This window comes from Gordonia sp. DT101, from assembly GCF_049844895.1.
In the GTDB taxonomy this organism is placed as follows: Bacteria; Actinomycetota; Actinomycetes; order Mycobacteriales; family Mycobacteriaceae; genus Gordonia.
This window is the reverse complement of record NZ_JBNCLX010000001.1, coordinates 1,018,417-1,040,300: the sequence shown is the minus strand read 5'-3', so window position 1 is coordinate 1,040,300 and position 21,884 is coordinate 1,018,417. Positions and strand designations below refer to the sequence as shown.

The 21,884-nt window shown below is 64.4% G+C and carries 16 protein-coding genes and 2 tRNA genes; 2 read left to right on the top strand and 16 right to left on the bottom strand.

The genetic code is table 11. The features are described from left to right. The first annotated feature begins 288 nt into the window (after positions 1-288). Positions 289-570 (top strand): DUF4190 domain-containing protein, encoded by a 282-nt coding sequence (locus ACLQ3I_RS05020; RefSeq protein WP_425793244.1) that lies wholly within the window; start codon positions 289-291, stop codon positions 568-570. A gap of 872 nt (positions 571-1,442) precedes the next feature. On the opposite strand, the gene ACLQ3I_RS05015 is transcribed toward ACLQ3I_RS05020, so the two are convergent. After that, a complete protein-coding gene (locus tag ACLQ3I_RS05015; RefSeq protein ID WP_425800267.1) occupies positions 1,443-1,847 on the bottom strand; it encodes a hypothetical protein in 405 nt (134 codons plus the stop codon). A gap of 101 nt (positions 1,848-1,948) precedes the next feature. On the opposite strand from ACLQ3I_RS05015, the gene ACLQ3I_RS05010 reads away from it, so the two are divergent. Continuing rightward, positions 1,949-2,311, top strand: coding sequence for a DUF4190 domain-containing protein (locus ACLQ3I_RS05010; RefSeq protein WP_425793241.1), 363 nt, complete (start codon positions 1,949-1,951; stop codon positions 2,309-2,311). A 1,662-nt stretch (positions 2,312-3,973) separates the two neighbouring features. Here the strand turns inward: ACLQ3I_RS05010 and ACLQ3I_RS05005 are convergent. The 15 genes from ACLQ3I_RS05005 to dnaA form a co-directional block, all read right to left on the bottom strand. After that, positions 3,974-4,687 (bottom strand): hypothetical protein, encoded by a 714-nt coding sequence (locus ACLQ3I_RS05005; protein WP_425800738.1) that lies wholly within the window; start codon positions 4,685-4,687, stop codon positions 3,974-3,976. Between the two features lie 113 nt (positions 4,688-4,800). Continuing rightward, positions 4,801-6,066, bottom strand: a complete 1,266-nt coding sequence (locus ACLQ3I_RS05000; protein WP_425800266.1) for a hypothetical protein — start codon at positions 6,064-6,066, stop codon at positions 4,801-4,803. Between the two features lie 72 nt (positions 6,067-6,138). Next, positions 6,139-6,723, bottom strand: a complete 585-nt coding sequence (locus tag ACLQ3I_RS04995) for a hypothetical protein (RefSeq protein ID WP_425800265.1) — start codon at positions 6,721-6,723, stop codon at positions 6,139-6,141. Positions 6,724-8,033: 1,310 nt separating this feature from the next. Continuing rightward, complete coding sequence (locus ACLQ3I_RS04990; RefSeq protein ID WP_425800736.1) at positions 8,034-8,348, bottom strand: arginase family protein; 315 nt, start codon at positions 8,346-8,348, stop codon at positions 8,034-8,036. Between the two features lie 69 nt (positions 8,349-8,417). Then, positions 8,418-9,179 carry a class II aldolase/adducin family protein gene (locus tag ACLQ3I_RS04985; protein WP_425800264.1) on the bottom strand — a complete coding sequence of 254 codons (762 nt, stop codon included), beginning with the start codon at positions 9,177-9,179 and terminating at the stop codon, positions 8,418-8,420. Positions 9,180-9,395: 216 nt separating this feature from the next. Then, positions 9,396-9,471: transfer RNA gene (locus ACLQ3I_RS04980), tRNA-Ala, on the bottom strand. A gap of 60 nt (positions 9,472-9,531) precedes the next feature. Further along, positions 9,532-9,605, bottom strand: a tRNA-Ile gene (locus ACLQ3I_RS04975). A 65-nt stretch (positions 9,606-9,670) separates the two neighbouring features. Then, positions 9,671-10,663, bottom strand: a complete 993-nt coding sequence (locus ACLQ3I_RS04970; protein ID WP_425800263.1) for a DUF3566 domain-containing protein — start codon at positions 10,661-10,663, stop codon at positions 9,671-9,673. A 66-nt stretch (positions 10,664-10,729) separates the two neighbouring features. After that, the gene (gyrA, locus tag ACLQ3I_RS04965; RefSeq protein ID WP_425800262.1) at positions 10,730-13,234 is read right to left on the bottom strand and encodes a DNA gyrase subunit A; all 2,505 of its coding nucleotides are present in this window, start codon (positions 13,232-13,234) and stop codon (positions 10,730-10,732) included. Positions 13,235-13,353: 119 nt separating this feature from the next. Then, complete coding sequence (gyrB, locus tag ACLQ3I_RS04960) at positions 13,354-15,429, bottom strand: DNA topoisomerase (ATP-hydrolyzing) subunit B (protein ID WP_425793232.1); 2,076 nt, start codon at positions 15,427-15,429, stop codon at positions 13,354-13,356. 331 nt (positions 15,430-15,760) lie between these two features. Beyond that, on the bottom strand, positions 15,761-16,324 hold the full coding sequence (locus tag ACLQ3I_RS04955) for a DUF721 family protein (protein WP_425793231.1): 564 nt from the start codon (positions 16,322-16,324) through the stop codon (positions 15,761-15,763). Next, on the bottom strand, positions 16,321-17,514 hold the full coding sequence (gene recF / locus ACLQ3I_RS04950; protein ID WP_425800261.1) for a DNA replication/repair protein RecF: 1,194 nt from the start codon (positions 17,512-17,514) through the stop codon (positions 16,321-16,323). The genes ACLQ3I_RS04955 and recF overlap by 4 nt, the downstream gene beginning before the upstream one ends. Position 17,515: 1 nt before the next feature. Beyond that, positions 17,516-18,442 carry a phosphogluconate dehydrogenase (NAD(+)-dependent, decarboxylating) gene (gene gnd, locus ACLQ3I_RS04945; protein WP_425800260.1) on the bottom strand — a complete coding sequence of 309 codons (927 nt, stop codon included), beginning with the start codon at positions 18,440-18,442 and terminating at the stop codon, positions 17,516-17,518. A gap of 48 nt (positions 18,443-18,490) precedes the next feature. Then, the gene (dnaN, locus tag ACLQ3I_RS04940) at positions 18,491-19,696 is read right to left on the bottom strand and encodes a DNA polymerase III subunit beta (protein ID WP_425800259.1); all 1,206 of its coding nucleotides are present in this window, start codon (positions 19,694-19,696) and stop codon (positions 18,491-18,493) included. A gap of 588 nt (positions 19,697-20,284) precedes the next feature. Next, positions 20,285-21,784 (bottom strand): chromosomal replication initiator protein DnaA, encoded by a 1,500-nt coding sequence (dnaA, locus tag ACLQ3I_RS04935; RefSeq protein ID WP_425793227.1) that lies wholly within the window; start codon positions 21,782-21,784, stop codon positions 20,285-20,287. Positions 21,785-21,884: the final 100 nt, after the last annotated feature.

Here is a 21,884-nt window from a genome sequence, read left to right as displayed (position 1 = left end):
TCCGGTCCGGCCGGTCCTCCGCCAGGTGGTCCGCCGCCCGGCGCCGCGCCGACCCGCGCTGCCTCACCACCTGACTCTGCGGCGTCTTCCGACGCGACGACGCAAGCACCGACCCCCGGCGACGACAAGACGACCGTCAACCGCCCCGGGCCATTCCTCGGACCTTCCGACGACTTCAGTCCTGTCGATTCGACGCCGGACGCGAAGACCGAGCAGAGTGAGCAACCCCGCCCGCTCGCCTACTCCGCTTCCATCAACAAACCCGTCGACGACGTTCCGGAGGAGCCCGTGCCGCCACGGACCCATAACGCGCCACCTCAGCCGTCCCGTTCGCCGGCATCGAACCGTCCGACCAACCGGACGGCCATCTGGGCCTTGGTGCTCTCGATCCTCGGGATCACCGCGCCCGTCGGCCTGTATCTCGGATACCGCTCGCGGGCGAGCATCGCGCGTAGTCGCGAGCTCGGCGAACCCTTTGCGCGCGTGGCCATCTGGATCGGTTGGCTCTACGTCGCGGTGTTCGTGCTGGCCTTGCTCGTGTACTTCTGGATTGCGGGGCAGGGGTCGTAGGCGGGCGCCGCATAAGCTTGTAGCCACTGTCGTTCGTGTGGAGGACACCGAGCGGATTCAGCACGGTCTGATAGTCGGTCGCCAATCGCAGTCCGCTAGCATGACGCCGAGACATGGTGGCTTGTCGCCAGACCCGAACTGAAAGGCCTGACGTGTTCCGTCGTTCCTTTGTCCTCTTGTGCAGCGGAGTCGCACTCATTGTCGCGGCATTGATAGGAGCCGGAACCGCTGGTGCAGCACCCCATCCGGCGCCCCGTATCAGTCAATACAGTGAGGACATCTGGGCGGTCGGCGGAAACAGCGGCTGTCGCGGAGCCATCCACGTCGCCATCGATGTCGACCAGGCGCGCCCCGGTCAAGCATTCGTCACGTACACGCCGCGGAGCTTCGCGGGAGACGGTGCGCGTTGGCGAGCCAATCCAGTCTGCAGGGTCAACATCGAGGTTGGCATGGACTTCGTTCGCGGGGGATGGAATCGGACCGTCACCGCAGGACCACGCGGCGGAAAGTCGGTTCACCTGACGCTCCCCACCGGTTCGGGGCTGCACGTACTAGGTTTCCAAACTCATGGCCTGTCCTGGGGCACAAGAAATTTCGTTCTCATTCCCTGATGCAATTGGGCTCGTCAAGTCCTTCGTTGGCTGTCTGCGGTTGCCGGTGTTCTCGACGCGAGCGGAGTATTGATGCGCCATCTGAACTGGCCGGACCGATACGACTTCAGCGACAGTGACGACACTCAGGGAACGAACATCAACGCTCCGACGCCTGCGATGAAAGTACGGGTAAGTCCCGGGCTTACGAGTTGACTCCGATATTGACAGGACCGCAGCCCTTACAGAGCGTTCACATCACTGATCGTCCCGGACGTGCCACTAGGGGCGATCTGACGTCTCAGCGAGGCCCCCGCTGGTCAAGGTGGCTAGATCGCGCAACGCATTCCCTGAACCGGGTGCGAACCTCTGCTGAGCTTCTCTATCGAGCGCAGTGCCACCACCCAGCACCGGCTCATAATCAAACCCGATGACTCCGGCGACACTGCTCGACACCACGTCGATGAGCATTTGGGTGAGCGCTTGATGATTCAGGGTCGGCACCTGGTAGCAGATCACGACGATGGTGCGCGCCAACACACCCGAGTTATCCCATTCTGTGAATATCTCGCGAGCTCGGTTCAGGAGGTCGGGTCGCGGACTGACCACTAGAACCGCTGTCACATCGTGCATTTCGGGGTTCTCGAGTTCGGTCAGAACTGAAAGTGGTCGAGCGCCCGCGTCCACGACCGGTACCGCACCGAATCGCCAACTGTGGTAGACGACGTCAGGGACTGCTGCGTCAGGGCTGGAAGAAGCCCTGTGCCCGACGAGGTTCGTAACAGCGCGTGATCACCCGTGGCACGAAGTCGCTCATGCAGGTCTCCGCTTCCATCAACAAACCCGTCGACGACGTTCCGGAGGAGCCCGTGCCGCCACGGACCCATAACGCGCCACCTCAGCCGTCCCGTTCGCCGGCATCGAACCGTCCGACCAACCGGACGGCCATCTGGGCCTTGGTGCTCTCGATCCTCGGGATCACCGCGCCCGTCGGCCTGTATCTCGGATACCGCTCGCGGGCGAGCATCGCGCGTAGTCGCGAGCTCGGCGAACCCTTTGCGCGCGTGGCCATCTGGATCGGTTGGCTCTACGTCGCGGTGTTCGTGCTGGCCTTGCTCGTGTACTTCTGGATTGCGGGGCAGGGGTCGTAGGCGGGCGCCGCATAAGCTTGTAGCCACTGTCGTTCGTGTGGAGGACACCGAGCGGATTCAGCACGGTCTGATAGTCGGTCGCCAATCGCAGTCCGCTAGCATGACGCCGAGACATGGTGGCTTGTCGCCAGACCCGAACTGAAAGGCCTGACGTGTTCCGTCGTTCCTTTGTCCTCTTGTGCAGCGGAGTCGCACTCATTGTCGCGGCATTGATAGGAGCCGGAACCGCTGGTGCAGCACCCCATCCGGCGCCCCGTATCAGTCAATACAGTGAGGACATCTGGGCGGTCGGCGGAAACAGCGGCTGTCGCGGAGCCATCCACGTCGGTATCAGTGTGGACCCGAGGCAGCCTGGCAGAGCATTTGTCACCTACGCACCTGGTCCGTTCGTTGGAGATGGACCGACCTGGCAGCGAAACCCGGTCTGCAAACTGAGAGTCGGGGCGAGGATGGACATTGTTCGTGGTGAGGGTTGGTACCGCACTGTCACTGCTGGCCCTCGCGGAGGAAAACCCGTCAAGTTGGTGCTGCAACCTGGTGGTGGAGTCCACATGTTGGAGTTCTTCACCGAGGGAGTGCAGTGGGGAACACGGAACTTCGTGGTGATTCCGTGACGCGGATTGGATTGCGCCCCAACCCCTGACGACCATGGCCTGGTTGATGGGATCACTACCGGCTATGAGCCCGTGCTTCCAGATCAACGAGGAACCACGCCACTGACCGTGATCCAATCTCCGCATCGGGCAACATGCGACGGGGCTGATGAGAGATCGGGACTCAAGAACCGGGAGAGGTCGCTTGTCGGGTCTTGACTCGATAGCTCACTCGAGCCGATGCATCAGTGCCGACGCACGACGTCCTCAGGGAACCAGGAAAATCGCACCGACACCCTGAGCCTGCGGTGAACGCACCGGTGTGTCTGAGGCATCGGAGTTGATTCCGATGTTGCGCAGGTCCAGGTTCTCGCTGTACACAGTCAACCTCGGTACGGGGCAGTCGGCCGAGGCGCTACCGGATCCAATTTCCCTCGGCGCACTTACGATCCCCGCCAGAACCAACACCGACAGTTTCCGTGCCATCTCATCCTCGAATGATTCGCACCTGCAGCTGACTGCCCGTCGCGCTACGCAGAAGCGCCAAACCTATGGCACTACGAAATAGTAATTTCCTCCGTACCCTGCCAAACACGAACTGGGCCCTTCGCCGAGTATGGAATGAGGGCCAATTGCACCAGGCCTGACCCCGTAGGGAAGTCTCGGACGACCCTTTGGCCTGGTTTCGAGCCGAAAGCTACTGGCACATCGACTATCCGCGAAGACTTAGACCCTCAGTAGTTTGCTTCCAATACCGCGCGACAGACCGGATTGCGCACCCAGCCGACGCCACGCCCGGTGAATCCAAACGACGTTAGTGTCATCCGGGTGACGCCACGCTTCCCTTTGGAGCGCTAATCCCGACGTGCATCGCACCGCGACAGAAGTCATGGTCGCCGAGTGTCCCAAAATTCTGCCCTTGGACCGTAAAGATCTGCAGTGGTGTGTCGGCCCGGCTCTCACCAGCACCCAGACAGGTAAGCACACAGACGATCAGCACCATCAATGCAGTACTCAATTTTCGCATCATTATTCGACTACCTCGTGAGCTATTCCGGGCACTTATGGCTCATCGGCGCACAGCACCGGTCGCCACGGTCAACTGATTGATCGCGGTCCAGGTATTCTGGGAAAAGCGTTGCTGCGCAGCTTTGTCGAGGGCAGTTCCATCGCCAAGAATTGGCTCATAGTCGAGCCCGACAACTTCGGCTACTCTCCCCGCCACAACTTCGATAAGCATGTCCGTCAACGCCTGGTGATTCAAAGTCGGCACCTGACAACAGATCACCACGATGGTGCGTGCCAGGACGCCGGCGTCATCCCATTCGGTGAAGATCTCGCGAGCGCGGTTCAGGAGATCAGGCCTCGGACCGACGACCAGAACCGGTGTGACGTCGCGCAATTCGGGAGTCTCGAGCTCACTCAGGACCGTCAGAGGACGCGATCCGGCATCGACGACCGGCACGGCGCCGAAACGCCACGTGTGCACAACGACATCGGTGACCGCCGCGTCAGGAGCAGGGAGCAATCCCGTACCCGCCGCCGTCCGGAGCAACGCCTGGTCACCTGTTGCACGGAGCCGCTGGTGCAGATCCCCATCGTTGCCTGCAGCATCGACCCACCAGGACGCGCCGCCCAGTGAGGTCGCCGCACGATGCTCAGCTAGCAGAGCCGAGACCACCGAGGTACCAACGCCACCTGCAGTGCCGCAGACGACCACACTGTTTTCTGCGGTGTCCGGCGGGCGGATGGTGCCGGACTGTCCCTGTGCATCCTCGCTCATAGTCACTCTCGAACTAGGTTGTGTCGGGCGCACCTCATCGGGTGGTCCCCCGTTCGGTGCGGCCCACCCGTTCGTGGGCCGCGGCCAGTCTATTCAGAGCCTATCGACCCGGATCAGTGTGCTGGGGCGATTTCCTGCGGCCAGTCCACATGCCCGCCCGGAACTGTGGATTCGAGCTGGCCGCTGCGCTGTTTGGTCATGTCGCGAGCAGACTTCTCGCCCTGCTTGGCGCCGCCACCCATCAGCCCGTACGGTGCGAGCGCTTGTTCGACACTCCAGTTCGCCTTCCAGTTCCCGACCTCGACGTCGACGTCACCTCGATGATTCACGACGTAGTTGACGGCCGGCAGCCCTGACTTCTTCGCATCCGCGGCCGCGAGCTTGTACTCGAACTGATTCGCACCGGGGTTCGGAAGAGGCTTGGCCTTGGGTGACTCGGGCTTACCCTGCTTCCAAGGCTCCTTGGGGTGTGCACCGGGATCACCCGCTCCGAGGGCGTAGGCGAGGGCACCGCCGGCGCTGCCGCCAACCACTGCACCCAGAGCTGCGCCCGCAGCACCGACACCGGCCGCCCCGATTGCTGCGCCTACACCCGCACCGATGGCCGCACCTGCAGGCAGAAGGGCTGGAATAGTCGTACCCCCACTCCATGAGCTCATCGCGGTACCAACTACTGCGCCGACTCCGGTCCCGATCACCGCTCCGCCTACAGCACCCAAGGCAGCAGCAGGGATTCCCAACGTGACCGCACCCGCGGTACCGCCAGTCATCACACCGATGATCGTCGACGCCGCCTGACGCGACGCCTCATCCTCGGGCACCCCCACCGAAATCAAACCCTGGGCGATCTTGGCCTCACCATAAGCCGACCACTCATTCACCGAATTCACATTCCGCTGCGACATCCCCTTCGGAATATCAGTCACAAAGTTGCCGACACGAATCTTCTTCGGCGGCGGCGCAATCGGCCGCACCGGCTTGGCAAGGTGCGGCGCCGTCAGCGGTCGCGACGGCAACGGCGTGTAGGCGTTCTCATAGCTTGTGCCCGAATCCGGCGCCGCATACGACTGATACGGCGCCTCCTGCGGCGGACCCGGAATCGACCCCGGACCCGGGTTATAGGCAGGCGCCACCTGAGGAGTCGGCGTCGTCCCACCCTGCTCCGGTGCCGGCGCATCAGGTGTCGTGCCACCCTGCTGCGGTGCCGTGTCGCTCGGGCTCGTGCCGCCCTGCTCGGGAGCCGCCTGAGCCAAACCCGCACCCACACCCGCCGCAATCGACGCCGCCAACGCCGCCGAGGTCACCGACAACAACAACGGCGAACGACGACCCTCCGGATCATGACGATGCCGCGACCGGCGCTCAGATGCGTAAGCCATGGTGATGGGGTTCCTTTCAAAGGCGGCTCCGATGGGAAGCCTGTGGTCTGTTTGCGATTCACCGGAGGAGCGTCATCCGATGGACTTGATCGATGAGATCCAGGTCTTGCCGCCCGCCTCGACAGTCTGGATCCTCTGCCGATAGACGATCGGTGCCGCATCGGAGTCCGGCGTAGTCTCGGTGAGCACGACGTCATACGTCGTCTTCCCGCGTGCCGTGATCGACAGGCAGTACTCGGTGCCCGGTGGCCGCTGATCGATGTACTTCTGCATCACGTTCCGTGATGCCACCGCATTCGGTGCGGCCACCGCGCGAGCCTGCGTCGCTGATCGTTCTACGTAGTAGGCATGGTTGAAGGCCTTGATCACGCCCGGCCCGGACTTCTGGTCGCCGGCATCATTGCCGGTCGTGACCGCACCTTCGGTAGATGACGGGCAAGGCGCGGCCACTACGGCAGACGAGGTTGCCGAGCTCTGTGGCACAGCCACTTGTTCCGCGCTGGGGTCGTCACCGCTCACGGCCTTGCCGATCGCCAGCGCAGCCGCAGCGCCGACCACCAGAACGGCTGCGGCCGCCCCGACAATCGGGCCGCGGTGATCCTTCCAGAAGCGTTGTGGACCCTTATCACCCTTCGGGGTGACTGTCCGGACGCGCATCTGCTCGAACAGATCGTCATCAGAGACAGGGGCCCGCGCTGGTGAACCGTCATCCGCTGGGGTCTCCGGTATCGCTGGCTCCGGATGGGGTGAATCAGGCGGCGGTGGTGACTGCTCCGGGCGCGCGACAATCGGAGAAACCGGTCGGGCGCCGACGGTGACAAGCCTCGCGTCGGCAAGCGCCCGTGCCAGTTCGCGAGCCGGGGTGTCGCTGGTTGCGGGCCACGCGGGCACGTCGGCAAACCACTCGTGGCTACCTTCGGTCACCACTGTTGCCTCCTCCCCCAGGCTGTCGTGAAGCCATGCCGTACGTGGCCTGTCGGGACGACGCCGGCGTGGTACATCACAGCGCTGCGTCCAGCGTGGTTATGGCACGCCGCCGCAGCGTCACCACCAGTGGTGGACAACTCCCCCTGCGTCAAGTGAATCCCCCGAAACAGCATCACAACCGCGCCCCGACAATGCTCGCTGGCAGAATACCCGACCAGCCATGTCCGTTCTCGCCGTGGATCGCCGTCCGGATTGTGACACTGCCGTGGCCGTGTTTCCGACCCGAACCCGCCCGAGTGAGCCAGACACGTTCAAAATCATTCGCTCGGACGACACCCGAGACTGAACCATCTCGCGCCGGACTTCCGAGACGAGGGGGAGATCTGGCCCTAGGGGACGAGGACTAGCCACCCTGTGCCGTAAGACTGCGGCGATCGGACAGTCGTGCCACGGGCGTATGAGGCAATCGTGAACTGGACGGGTCCAGAGCCGGTGAAAATATCCTTTGTCACCCGCTCGCCGCGGTGGGGACCAAACGTAGCGGGAACTAACGTCTGCTTGTAGAAAGCATTGCCACTCAGATGCGTCGTCATCAGCAAGACTCGACACTTCGGGTTCCTGGCCCAACCTTTGCCGTTTCCGGTGAAGCCGAACGACGTCGCTGTAAGCCGAGTGACGCCTCGCTTCCCATTCGGGGCAGTCAGGCCGATATTTACGGTTCCGCGACAGAAGTCATGATCACCGAACATTCCGAAATTGTCGCCGTAGCCAATGCGTGGGAGTTGGGGCTGTGCCGATCCCACCCCCACTCCGAACAAGGTCATTGCCACCGCTGAGGCAGCAATCAACAAGACAACCAACTTACGCATGCGGCTCGCCCCCAAGAATCACGTCGACAACCCCTCAAACCTAGCGAATGCTGGGCGGGACACAAACACTGTCCCTCAATAGCGCAGACCACCTACTACACGGGGCCAACCGAGTCCCATAGCAATTGGGGACGCGGGCCCCTCACCAAATCGCCAGACCTGCCACCGATCCTAGGTCGCCCGGTTCTGTCCGTGAACGGAGGGAGCAACAACCAAGCTGCCCCGCTTTGCCATCACCGACAACAGTTCGTAACCAACATGGGCTGCTGCAATACCGGTGATCTCGGCATGGTCATTGGCGCGACCTCGACGATGTCGGCACCCACGATGTCCAGATCGACCAGGCCACGCAGCGTGATCAGCAACTCTCGCGACGTCACATCCCTCCGGCCTCGAGGGGGTTCCGGTCCCTTGCGCATGCGCGGGATCGAGGACATCGATGCCGACCGAGATGTACACCGGTCCGCCGGCCACCCGACGATGGATCGATCCGTTAAGCGTGGCACCTGGCTGGCGTCGAGCGGACCCCGAATCGATGGCGTCGTCATCGTTCCCTCACTCCTTGTAGTCCGGCGCAATCCGCTCGACGAGCCGCAGCATCGCCTCCCACGCCAGGGCGTAGCCCACGTCGTCGATGAAGTCATCTCCCGACGTCTCGCCATTGAGTTGCTGTGCGGTGTGCTCGACGATGGCGCTGTCCGGGATGACCACCCCGCCGGCTCGTGTTGCCGCCACTTGGATCTCACACGCCTTGTTCAGGTAGTACATCCGCAGAAATGCCTGCGCCGGAGTGGTTCCGACCGTCAGCAGACCGTGGTTGCGGAGGATCAACGCCGGGTGGGAGCCGATGTCGGTCACAAGTCGCTTCTGTTCGTCGAGGTTGAGCGCCACACCCTCGTAGTCGTGGTAGCCGACCCGTCCCGCGAACTCCATCGAGATCTGGTTGAGCGGGAGCAACCCCGATTCTGACGCGGCGACCGCGCACCCGGCCAGTGTGTGGGTGTGCAATACACAACGCGCATCGGGACGTTCGCGATGAATGGCGCTGTGAATGACGAACCCGGCCGGATTGACCGGCGCCGAGGTCTCCCCGACCACCTGGCCGTCGAGATCGATCCGAACCAGGTTGGACGCCATGATCTCCTCGAACAACAGTCCGTACGGATTGATCAGGAACTGGTCGTCGGGTCCGGGTAGCCGCACGGAGATGTGCGTGAAGATGAGGTCGGTCATCGTGAAGTGCGCCACCAGCCGGTAGACGGCCGCCAATTGTCGACGGAGTTCCGCCTCGTCGACCTGCACCGGCTCCGGCACCATGGACAGCCCACCTCTCCGCTACGAGGCATCCAGTGTGTCATCGGATCATAGGCCCGTGAGCGTCGCGGGCGATCCACGAGGGACGGCAGCCACCCCAACCCTCGTCAGACACCTTTGGCGCGACAAAGGTCGTTGGCGACAGGTGAGGTTTCTGGAGGATCGAAATGCGCCCGCACGCGGGGAGACGCTGAGGCCCCAGGGAGAGGACGGTCAAAATGGTGGAGCCTAGGAGATTCGAACTCCTGACATCTGCCTTGCAAAGGCAGCGCTCTACCAACTGAGCTAAGGCCCCGGACCGGTCGCGTCACGACCGAACTGGGTGCGAATCGGGTGTGCGGAACACCTCTCGCAGTGGGCCTAGGAGGACTTGAACCTCCGACCTCTTCGTTATCAGCGAAGCGCTCTAACCGCCTGAGCTATAGGCCCTTGAACCGAGGTGTGAGATTACCCGAACCGAGCCCGAACATACAAAACGGGTGGTCGGGGGTCTGTCAGTCCAGGTCGGCGAGCGTCACCTCGGCGCCGCCGATCATGTCGGCGCAGAGGTTGTAGATGTAGGCACCGATGGTCGCCAGAGCGGTCAACAGGATCGCATTGATGGCCCCGAGCAGCACGGCCCAGCCGAACACCGAGCCCGCCCCGATGATGTCGCCTTCGCTGCTGGATCCGTCCGCGGTCACCAGGGTGCCGAACGAACTGTTGACCTGGTCCCACACGCCCATGCCGTCGAGGATCAGATACAGCACCGCCACCGAGATCATCCAGATCAGAAAGCCGGCCACCGACAGCACTGCCGCGATCTTGAAGGTCGCCCAGGGATCGATACGTCGGATCTGAACGGGCGCCCGCAGCGGCCTGCCACCGATCGACGTGGGTGCCGACCGCGCCGCAGTCTGTTGCGCTGCTGGTTGCGCGTTCACATGGTGAATGGCGTCCAGATTCGGCATCTTCTCACCGGGCAGCTCGTCCCGCTCGATGTGCCTGGTCGGCGACTCGACGAACTTCTCCGTCGACTCCTCGGTGGCCGTCGCGGTGCTTCCCCGCGGTCCGCTCGATTCACCTCGGAAGTTCGACGTGGCCGAATCGCCTCGAGGATCGTCGAGTTTGGTGATCGGCGCCTGCTGACCGGCCATGCTGGCGGCAGCGGTGGCACTGACGATCCCGCGCGGCGGCGGTCCGGGCTGATGCGCGGTTCCGTTGGGACCCTCGCCGTGTTGCGGTGACCCGTTCGGACCCGTCGGCGCCTGGCCTGGTGTCGTCCCGTTCGGACCGCGCTGCCACGGCGGCACGAGGCTTCCCGGACCACTCGCGTGCGGCCCGTTACCGGCGCCGTGTGCATTCGGCCCGCTCGCGCCGCTCCCGGCGCCATGAGACCCCGGCCCGCTCCCGGATCCGGGCGCCTGTGCACCCGGACCAGAGACCGTATGAGGACCGACATCCCCGTTTGTCGGCTTCTTGTCGTCCGGTGTGTTCGGTGAGCTCACTGGCAATTCCCTCATTCGGTGGTCGTATGCCCCACACTAACTGCTACCGGTCTCCGAGCCCGGACGCTACTTGTCGGGACCCGCCGATGCTTCTGGTTCCTCGTCCGGTTCGTCGGCATTACGGGCGATGGCGAGCAAGGTGGTGCCTTCGTCGAGGTTCATCAGACGCACCCCCTTGGTCTGCCGACCCGCACGTCGGACCTGCTTGGCACCCGTCCGGATCACGCCGCCACCCGAGGTGATGGCGTACAGCTCCGAGTCGTCGTCGACGATCAGCGCACCGACGATCTCTCCGCGCCTGCGGTCGTGCTGGATGGTCAGCACGCCCTTGCCGCCACGTCCCTGGAGGGGATAGTCGTCCATCGCGGTCCGCTTGGCGTAGCCGCCCGAGGTCGCGACGAGGAGGTACGTACCCTCTCGGACCACATTGAGCGACAAGAGTTCGTCGTCGCCGTTGAATCGCATGCCCTGCACACCCGAGGTCTGTCGGCCCATCGGCCGCAGTGCCTCGTCATCGGCGTGGAACCGGATCGACTGCCCCTTCTGCGACACGAGCAGCAGATCGTCATCGGCGCTGCACAACTGTGCGCCGACCAGTTCGTCCTCACCGCGTAGGTTGATCGCCGCGATGCCACCGGAACGGTTCGAGTCGAAGTCCTCGAGCTTCGACTTCTTCACCAGCCCGTTGCGGGTCGCGAGCACCAGATACGGCGCGTCCTGATAGGTCTTCAGCTGGATGACCTGCGCGATCCGCTCCTCCGGCTGGAACGCGAGGAGATTGGCGACGTGCTGACCGCGAGCGGTGCGGTTGGCCTCGGGCAACTCGTACGCCTTGGCGCGGTACACGCGGCCCTTGGTGGTGAAGAACAGGATCCAGTCGTGCGTCGAGCTGACGAAGAAGTGCTTGACGATGTCGTCCTGCTTGAGCCCGGCACCCTGCACACCCTTACCGCCGCGGCGCTGGCTGCGGTAGAGGTCGGTTCGCGTACGTTTCGCGTAGCCGGTCTCGGTGATCGTGACGACCACGTCCTCGCGAGCGATCAGATCCTCGTCGGAGACGTCACCGTCGGCCGCGATGATCTTGGTCCGGCGCTCGTCCCCGTACTTCTCGACGACCTCGGTCAGCTCGTCGCGGACGATGGCCCGCTGCCGCTCCGGCTTGTCCAGGATGTCCTTGTAGTCGGCGATCTCCCGCTCGATGTCGGCGAGCTCGTCGACGATCTTCTGTCGCTCCAACGCCGACAGCCGGCGCAGCTGCATCGCGAGGATGGCATCGGCCTGGACCTCGTCGATCTCCAGCAGATCCATCAGCCCGGTGCGCGCGGACTCGGTGTTGGCCGACGCACGGATCAGCGCGATCACCTCGTCGAGGGCGTCGAGCGCCTTGACCAGACCGCGCAAGATGTGGGCTCGTTCCTCGGCCTTGCGCAACAGGTACCGCGTCCGCCGCACGATCACGTCGATCTGGTGCGCCACGTAGTAACGGATCATCTGATCGAGACGCAGGGTGCGCGGCACACCGTCGACGATCGACAGCATGTTGACGCCGAAGCTGGTCTGCAGCTGACTGTGCTTGTACAGGTTGTTCAGGACGACCTTGGCGACGGCATCGCGGCGCAGGGTGACCACGATGCGCATCCCCACGCGGTCCGAGGACTGGTCCTCGATCCGGCTGATGCCCTTGAGTTTTCCTTCGTTGACCTGTTCGGCGATCGACTGGATCAAGTTGTCGGGGTTGACCTGATACGGCAGTTCCGTGACTACGAGGGTCGTGGTGCCCTTGTTCTCCTCGATGTCGACGACGCTGCGCATCCGGACACTGCCACGGCCGGTGGTGTAGGCATCCTTGATGCCCTGTCCGCCGACGATGAGTGCCGCCGTGGGGAAATCCGGTCCCTTGACGCAAGCCATACACGCGGCCAGCAGGGCCTCGTCATCCGAATCCGGATTGTCGAGCGCCCAGAACACCGCGGCCGCAACCTCGTTCAGGTTGTGCGGCGGGATGTTGGTGGCCATACCCACCGCGATACCGCCGGAACCGTTGATCAGCAGGTTCGGGATACGCGACGGGAGGACGGTCGGCTCGTTGGTCTTGCCGTCATAGTTGGGCGTGAAATCGACTGTCTCCTTGTCGATGTCGCGCAGCATCTCCATCGCCAACGGGGTGAGGCGGGCCTCGGTGTAACGCATCGCGGCCGCGCCGTCGTTACCACGCGAGCCGAAATTGCCCTGCCCGTCGATGAGGGGATAGCGCATCGACCACGGCTGGGCGAGACGCACCAGCGCGTCATAGATCGCGGTGTCACCGTGGGGGTGATAGTTACCCATCGTCTCCGCAACGGGTTTCGCCGATTTCACGTAACTGCGATCGGGCCGGAAACCGGCGTCGAAGGATGCGTAGAGCAGTCGGCGGTGCACCGGCTTGAGGCCGTCGCGAACCTCCGGGAGCGCGCGGCCAACGATCACGCTCATCGCGTAATCGATGTAGCTGTTCTGCATCTCCTGGCCGAGGTCGACCGGTTCGATCCGGTCCCCGGGCCCGTCGGCGGGTGGCAGCGTGGTGTCAGTCATGAAGATTCCTTCTCACACAGGGTTTCGAGCTCGTCGCCAGCGCTTCCTTCGTGGCTCGTTCCTCGCATCTCAGGACGGTGCCTCGCACCTCAACCGGCGGGGCGGCCTGCGAAGTGTGGTCAGACATCCAGGAAGCGAACATCTTTGGCGTTACGGGCGATGAAGCTGCGGCGGGCGGCTACATCCTCCCCCATCAGGATCGAGAACAGTTCGTCGGCGGCGGCCGCATCATCGAGCGTCACCTGACGAAGCACCCGGACCGAGGGATCCATCGTGGTCTCCCACAGTTCCTTGGCATTCATCTCGCCGAGACCCTTGTAACGCTGGATACCGTCGTCGGCGTTGATCTTCCGGCCCGCGGTCCGGCCGGCCTCGAGGAGTCCGTCACGCTCGCGGTCGGAGTAGGCGAACTCGGGAGCGCTCTTCTGCCACTTGAGTTTGTACAGCGGTGGCTGCGCGAGGAACACGTGTCCGTGTTCGACGAGGGGCCGCATGAACCGGAACAGCAGGGTGAGCAGCAGGGTCGAGATGTGCTGACCGTCGACATCGGCGTCGGCCATCAGCACGATCTTGTGATACCGCAGTTTGGCGAGATCGAACTCGTCGTGGATGCCGGTACCGAAGGCCGTGATGATCGACTGGACCTCGGTGTTCTTCAGCACGCGATCGATGCGCGCCTTCTCCACGTTGATGATCTTGCCGCGCAACGGCAGGATCGCCTGGTACATCGAGTCCCGACCGGATTTCGCACTGCCACCGGCCGAGTCGCCCTCGACGATGTAGACCTCGCACTTGCTGGGATCGTTGCTGCGGCAGTCGGCCAGCTTGCCGGGCAGACCACCGATGTCGGTTGCGGTCTTACGCCGCACCAACTCTCGTGCCTTGCGTGCCGCCATACGTGCCTGCGCCGAGTCGACCGCCTTCTTGACGATGGTCTTCGCCTCGGCGGGATTGGCCTCGAACCAATGTCCGAGATGCTCGTTGCAGGTCTTCTGCACAAAGCTCTTGACCTCGGTGTTGCCGAGTTTGGTCTTGGTCTGGCCCTCGAACTGCGGATCGCCGACCTTCACCGAGATGACCGCTGCGAGGCCTTCGCGGATGTCGTCGCCGGTGAGCTTGCCGTCCTTCTCCTTGAGGAGCTTCTTGTCGTAGGCGTACTTGTTGACGGTGCTGGTCAGTGCCGCACGGAAGCCCTCTTCGTGGGTACCACCCTCATGGGTGTTGATCGTGTTCGCAAAGGTGTGCACCGACTCCGAATAGCCGGCGTTCCACTGCATCGCGATCTCGAGCTCATGCCCGGTGCCCTTGGCGGTGAACCCGATCACCGAGGTGTGGATGGCGTTCTTGGTGCGATTGAGGTGCTTGATGTAGTCGATCAGGCCGTCGGCATAGTGGTAGGTGCGGGTGCGGACCTTGGCCGCCTTCTGGACCTTCTCGGCCTCCGACTTGATGCTTTCGGCCGAGTCGTCGCCCTCGTCCATCTCGGCCTCGGCGACCACCGCTTCGTCACTGAGACGATTGTCGGTGAGGGTGATGGTCAGGCCCTTGTTGAGGAAGGCCATCTCCTGCAGACGGCGGGCGATCGTCTCAGCGCTGAAGGCCGTGGACTCGAAGATCTTGTCGTCCGGCCAGAACCGGACGGTGGTGCCGGTCTTGCGGGTGGCATCGCCCTGGTTGAGCGGGCCCGGCTTTGCGTAGTCATAGGTCTGGTCCCAGTGGAATCCGCCGTAGTTGATCTCGAGTTCGACCTTGGTCGACAACGCGTTGACCACCGAGATGCCCACGCCGTGGAGACCACCGGAGACGGCGTACGCCTCGGAATCGAACTTGCCGCCGGCGTGGAGTTGGGTCATGACCACCTCGACGGTGGGCACGCCCGTCTTGTGCATGTCCACCGGAATGCCACGACCGTCGTCGACGACCTGGACACCGCCGTCTTCGAGGAGGGTGACGTCCACCCGGCTCGCGTGGCCGGCCATCGCTTCGTCGACCGAGTTGTCGACGACCTCCCAGATCAGGTGATGTAGCCCTCGCTCGCCGGTCGACCCGATGTACATACCGGGCCGTTTCCGGACGGCTTCGAGACCTTCGAGGATGCTGATCGAGTCGGCGCCGTACTCGCCCGACTTCTTCGGCTTACGGTCCTTCTTCGCCGCAGCGCTGTCAGACTGGCTGGTGTCGTTGGTGTCGGCCACGAGTTGCGTCCGCTCCTTCTGTCTCGGTGATACCCGCAGCAGTGGACACACGTCGACCTGATCCGCGCCGGTGACGCGGACGAGATCGGTATACAGCCCGGGCCCGGAGACCGGCTGACGTCCACCCCTGTCGGGACAACTACTACATAGTACTGCCTGACCCGAACAGAAACGGGTATCCGGGGCCGCTACCGTCCGCGTAGATCGATTTTTTTCGGCCGATGCCGGTCCGATTGTGGATCGGAGGCAAATCTACGGTCTGGGGGAAAGCTGACCTCGCTTTGCGGTCCGGAATCTGCTAGGCGCGGCCCAGCAAGTGGCGAGGTGGCTCTCAGCCGTAGGTGTCCCGCGGACCACGACCGGAGATGTGCCGGGGACCCTTGCGCCACGACGGCGCCTTCGGTCCGGTGATCCGGAGGCTGGTCACCATGCCGTCGCCGACGGCGGCGGCGATCTTTGCGAGAATGGTCGACTGCATGTACCGCAGCTGGGTTGCCCACGCCGTCGACTCCGCCTGGATGTGTAAGACGTTGTCGCTCAACGTTGTCGGTTGTGCATGAGCGGCGATGTCGGTGCCGACGATCTGCTCCCACATCCCGAACAGGGTGCCCTGACCGATATGCGGCTGCCAGCCGCGGTCCTTGGCGATATTGCCGGCGAGCCGTCCAAGCGGCTGCGGATCGCGTCCGTCGGGACCGGATCCGGACCATCTCCGTCGCCTGCCCGCGTTCCGGCGCACACCCGTGATGGGCGAGGAACGTCCCTGACCGACCGACTTACCCGCAGCCCGCGCGGCTGCGCGGGCCTCCTCGAGCGCCTGTCGGGCCAGTTCGTAACCCGATGACGGCGTGCCCGCGCCATCCGGCCGATCGGGCACCGCCGAGTCGTCGCTCATGTGTCGCCCTCCCCGATGTCGTCGCCGCTCACGACCGAGCTTCGGGAACCATTGTCCTCCGTCACGCCGACATTGACGCGCCGACCCGCGATCGCCGACGGGATGTCGTCGGGGACGGCAGCGGTGACCAGCAGCTGTTCGGCCGATTCGGTGAACGTCACCAGTTGCGCTCGACGCTGAGCGTCGAGCTCGGCGAACACGTCGTCGAGCATGATCACCGGTTCCACCCCGTCGGCCCGCACGAGCTCGACTGATCCGAGTCGCAGCGCCAGCGCCAGCGACCACGATTCGCCGTGGCTCGCGAACCCCTTCGCCACATCGTCGCCGAGCACGATGTCGATGTCGTCACGGTGCGGACCGACCAGACTGACCCCGCGGTCGATCTCCTTGGTGCGCAGCTCGCTGAGCCTGGCGAGCAGGATCGCACCGATCTCGTCGGCGGAGACCGGCCCGTCGTCGTGCGGGACCACGTCCGGGCCGGCGGCGGCGCGGTAAGCCAGGGTCGCCGGACGTGAATGCGGTGCGATCGCCGCATAGGACTCGGTGACATGGGGGGTCAGATCGCGGAGAACCTCGATCCGCGCCGCGGTGACCCGCCCGCCCAGGTCGGCGAGCTGACCGTCCCAGACGTCGAGAGTGCTGATCACCGAATCCGCGTCGGAACCACCGCGCCGGAGTGCCGCGCCGGCGGTCTTGAGCAGCGCCGAACGCTGACGGAGAACCCGATCGTAGTCGGAACGTGTTGCTGCCCAACGTGGGCCGCGCTGTGCCACCAATTCGTCGATGAAGCGTCGTCGGTCCGACGGGTCCCCGCGGATCAACATCAGGTCTTCCGGTGCGAACATCACCGCACGCAGGATCCCGAGGATGTCGCGGGACCGACGGGATGGGCTGCCGTTGACGGTAGCCTTGTTGGCCCCGTCGGCCTTGATCTGCAACTGAACGGTGAGTTCGCGGCCGGCGTTCTCCACCGTCGCCGTGACCAGTGCGGCATCGGCGCCACGGTGGACCAGCGGCGCGTCGGAACTCACCCGGTGCGACCTCAGATGTGCCAGATAGAAGGCGGCCTCGAGCAGGTTGGTCTTCCCGAATCCGTTGCGTCCCACGAAGATGGTGGGTTCAGGGCGTAGGGTCAGGTCGATCTCGCGCCAGGATCGGAAGTCACGCAGACGCAGGTCGCGAACGAACACGTCAATCCGCGGCAGGCGTACCGGTTTCGCCGACCGAACGCCCCTGCTTGTCGGTCACCGAATGTCCGCCGAACTGGTTACGCAGCGCGGACACCGCCTTGAGCGCCGGCGATCCCTGATCCTGGCGGGACGCGAATCGCGCGAACAACGCCGCCGAGATGACGTTGGCCGGCACCGAATGCCGGATGGCCTCCTCGACGGTCCACCGTCCCTCGCCGGAATCCGTGGTGTAGTCGGAGATCTCGGAGAATCCAGGATCCTCCTGCAGCGCCCGCACCAGCAGTTCCAGCAGCCAGGATCGGACCACCGTCCCCTTGGTCCAGGCCCGGAGGGTGCCCTCGACGTCGGTGATCAGCGGCTCGGCGCAGAGCAGTTCGTAACCCTCGCCGTAGGCGTGCATCAGCCCGTACTCGACACCGTTGTGGACCATCTTGGCGTAATGCCCGGCGCCGACCGGGCCGGCATGGGCGAAACCGTCGGCACGGTCCCCCGGTGGCCGCAATGCGTCGAAGATCGGCATGGCCCGCGCGACGTCGTCGTCGGATCCGCCGACCATCAGTCCGTAGCCGTTCTCCAGGCCCCAGACACCGCCGGACACACCGCAGTCGATGTACCCGATTCCCTTGGCTCCCAAGGCCTGTGCATTCGGCAGGTCATCGGTGTACTTGGAGTTTCCACCGTCGATGACCAGGTCACCGGCCTCGAGCAGATCCGCGAGTCCAGCCACCGTGGTCCGCGTCGGATCTCCGGACGGCACCATCACCCAGATCACCCGCGGCGCCTCCAGAGCACCGACCATGTCGGCGAGGGAGGCGACGTCGGAGACCTCCGGTCGTGGGTCGTACCCCACGACGTGATGTCCCGCCTCCTGGATCCGGGTGCGCATGTTGGCACCCATCTTCCCGAGACCGACCAGTCCGAGTTGCATCGACGACCCTCCGCTCGGTGACGCTTGGAAAATGGACGGATCCGCGGGTCAGCCGGGGAGACGGACCGGCATCAGCAGGTAGGTGAAGACGCTGTCCGGCGCGACGTACGCGCCCGACTCGTCGGCCACCGGCTCCTCGCCGGTCGACGGACGCAGCACCGCGGGTCGGCTCGGCGTGGTGAATCCGAAATCCACCGACGCGACGCCGATGGCGGACAGCCCGTCCTGCAGGTACCCGGGGTTGAAGGCGATCGTGAGGGGCTCGCCGTGGAACTGCACGGCGAGTTCCTCCTCCGCCTTGCCAGCCTCGTCGCCACCTGCGGTGAGCAGCAAGGTGCCCTCACTGAACTCCATCCGCACCTGTGCCCCGCGCTCGGCAACGAGCGCGACACGCTTGATCGCCTCGATCAGGGGGGCGCTCTCGATGGTCGCGATGGCGGTGTGGCTGGCCGGGAGCAACTGACGGAACTTCGGGAACTCGGCGTCGAGCAAGCGGGTGGTGGTGCGCTTGGTCTCACCCAGGATGCCGAGGATCCCCTCACCGCCGATGCCGGATCCGGTGCCGAATGCCAACGAGATCTGTCCCGTGGACTCGGATCCCGCGGTACGGGCGCTCTCGGAAAGTGTCTTGGCCGGTACCAGCACGGCGCCGGAGGTGTCCGGAGCAGTCGGATCCCACTCCAATTCGCGGACCGCGAGGCGGAACCGGTCGGTGGCGGCGAGGACGACGCGGTTGCCCTCGATCTCGACGCGGACACCGGTCAGCATCGGCAGCGTGTCGTCGCGGCCGGCGGCGACGGCGACCTGGCCGATCGCCTCGGCGAAGATCTGCGCGGGGATGGTCCCGGTGACCGACGGCGGGGTCGGCAGCTCCGGGTAATCCTCCACGGGCATCGTCGGCAGGGAGAACTTGGCGCTGCCGCAGGCGATGGCGACGCGCGTGCCGTCGAGGCTCACGTCGACGGGCTTGTTGGGCAGCGCCTTGGTGATGTCGGCGAGCAACCGCCCGGAGACGAGAACCTTGCCGGGCTCGGCGACCTCGGCCGCGACGGTCTCCTGGGCGGACACCTCGTAGTCGAAGCCCGAGACTTCCAAGCCGTCGCCATGGGGCCCGCTCGCTGCGTTCTCGGCGCCCGGGTCCCCGACGGTCAGGACGACGCATCCGAGCACCGGAACCGGTGGACGCGCCGGCAGGCTGCGGGCCACCCAGGCAACGGAATCTGCGAACTCGTCACGCGCGACACGGAACTTCATGCTGGGTGGTTGCCCTTCTTCGTCTGCTGACTCTCGTCACGTCCACCCGAATCCGCCGAGCACCGATCCGGATCGACCCGGGGCGAGTGCTTTGAGCGGTTCGCATGGGGATTCCCGCCGGAGTACCGCTCGCTCATGCGAATGGGATTCCGGGTTGGGATTCCACTGTAGAACGAGGGTGCCAGACGGGGGGGTGTTGGGGGGAACTGAACGCGTTGATGTCGTGGCGGTGATCGTGTTCCGACGCTCACTGTGCACAGTCCCTTCTTTTATAAGAGATTCTCTAGAGAAGGATCCATGACAGTAATAGGGCCTGTGGATCTGTGTACGGACGCTGGTTGTGGCTGGTCAGCGCGGACGGGTGGTTGTGGACGTGCGGTGGATATCTGTCGAGCCGATCGCTCGGTCATGTGGAATCCCACGATTGTTCAACCTCTCTCCACGCTCGGTGCACAAGTGGGCGCCGGTTATCCCGAGGGTTGTCCACAACGGCTGATGACAAGAATCGGTCACTGGATCCGCTCGGATCTAAGGGATCCGGGCATGACAAACCCTGTGGTTCGAGTCGAGAGTTGTCGGCGGAGTGGCTCAGACGGCGCGTTGCTTGATGCGCGCGGTGAGCTCCTGGACGTGGTCGTAGACCTTGCGTCGTTCGGCCATCTCCTTGCGGATCTTGCGCTCGGCGTACATGACCGTGGTGTGGTCGCGATCGAACGTCTCGCCGATCTTCGGGAGTGAGAGGTCGGTCAGTTCGCGGCAGAGGTACATGGAGATCTGCCGCGCCTGTGCGATCGATCTGGTCTTGCCGGGTCCGCGGAGCTCCTCGACGGAGATGTCGAAGTACTCGGCGGTGATCGCCAGAATGCTGGCTGCACTGACCTCGAGGGTCCCGGAGTTGGGCAGCAGCGCCTGCAGGACCACCTCGGCGAGCGACTTGTCGAGGTCGGCGTTGTTGAGGGAGGCGAAGGCGGTGACCCGGATGAGGGCGCCCTCGAGCTCGCGGATGTTGCGTTCGATCTTCGACGCGATGAGTTCGAGCACGTCGTCGGGCACGGCGATGTTGTCCATCTGCGCCTTCTTGCGCAGGATCGCGATCCGCGTCTCCAGGTCGGGCGGCTGAACATCGGTGATCAGACCCCACTCGAAACGAGTTCGGAGTCGGTCCTCCAGTGTCGCAAGCTGTTTCGGTGGACGATCGGACGAGACGACGATCTGCTTGCTGGCGTTGTGCAGCGTGTTGAAGGTGTGGAAGAACTCTTCCTGGATACCTTCTTTGCCGATCAGGAACTGGATGTCGTCGACGAGCAGGACGTCGACGTCGCGGTACCGGCGTTTGAACGCGACCCGCCGGTCGTCACGCAGGGAGTTGATGAAGTCGTTGGTGAACTCCTCGGTGGAGACGTACTTCACCCGCATCCCGGGAAACAGCCGTTGCGCGTAGTGGCCGGCCGCGTGCAGGAGGTGGGTCTTGCCGAGGCCGGACTCGCCCCAGATGAAGAGGGGGTTGTAGGCGCGGGCGGGTGCCTCGGCGACGGCGACGGCTGACGCGTGGGCGAATCGGTTCGATGCTCCGATGACGAAGGTGTCGAAGGTGTACTTCGGACTGAGGTTGGCACTCGACGGCGACTGCCCGGCAGTCGGCCGCTCGGCGAAGTAGGTCGACCAGTCGGCGGGCTCCGAGGTGGAAGCACGTTCGGGTCGTCCGTCGAAGCCGCTCTGGGCGGGCGCGGGCGGTGCGACGGTGGCGACCGCGGGATCGGATCGCTCGGTCATCGGTGCCACGGGTTCGGGGAGCGGCTCCTCGACGACCGGAGTGGATATGCGGACGCCGAGATCGACCGGCTGGCCGAGGTGCCGGCTCAGCGCCGATCGGATGGTGTCGCGGAGGTTGCGCTCGATCTGTTCCTGGACCAACGGGGTCGGCACGGTGAGCAGTGCGAACCCCTCGGCGAGGGTGAGCGGCTGGACGAGCGAGAGCCAGGCCTTCTGCTGGCGGGTCAACGGTTCGTGGTCGTGGGCGGCGGCATCGTTGTTGAGCTCGGCCACCACGCTCTGCCAGACCTCGCCGAACGTATCGCGATCACTCATCACGGTGCATCACTCAACGGGGCGTCAATCAACGGTGCATCACTCATAAGTAGCCAGGCCCTCCTGCCGGAACAACGACCAGCGTCGGTCATGAGGATGT

What these genes read in the sequence shown, in the direction of transcription:
- ACLQ3I_RS05005 (WP_425800738.1), bottom strand. Translation starts at nt 4,687, where the DNA reads ATGAGCGAGGATGCACAGGGACAGTCCGGCACCATCCGCCCGCCGGAC.
- ACLQ3I_RS05000 (WP_425800266.1), bottom strand. Translation starts at nt 6,066, where the DNA reads ATGGCTTACGCATCTGAGCGCCGGTCGCGGCATCGTCATGATCCGGAG.
- ACLQ3I_RS04995 (WP_425800265.1), bottom strand. Translation starts at nt 6,723, where the DNA reads ATGCGCGTCCGGACAGTCACCCCGAAGGGTGATAAGGGTCCACAACGC.
- ACLQ3I_RS04985 (WP_425800264.1), bottom strand. Translation starts at nt 9,179, where the DNA reads ATGGTGCCGGAGCCGGTGCAGGTCGACGAGGCGGAACTCCGTCGACAA.
- gyrA (WP_425800262.1), bottom strand. Translation starts at nt 13,234, where the DNA reads ATGACTGACACCACGCTGCCACCCGCCGACGGGCCCGGGGACCGGATC.
- ACLQ3I_RS04955 (WP_425793231.1), bottom strand. Translation starts at nt 16,324, where the DNA reads ATGAGCGACGACTCGGCGGTGCCCGATCGGCCGGATGGCGCGGGCACG.
- gnd (WP_425800260.1), bottom strand. Translation starts at nt 18,442, where the DNA reads ATGCAACTCGGACTGGTCGGTCTCGGGAAGATGGGTGCCAACATGCGC.
- dnaN (WP_425800259.1), bottom strand. Translation starts at nt 19,696, where the DNA reads ATGAAGTTCCGTGTCGCGCGTGACGAGTTCGCAGATTCCGTTGCCTGG.
- dnaA (WP_425793227.1), bottom strand. Translation starts at nt 21,784, where the DNA reads ATGAGTGATCGCGATACGTTCGGCGAGGTCTGGCAGAGCGTGGTGGCC.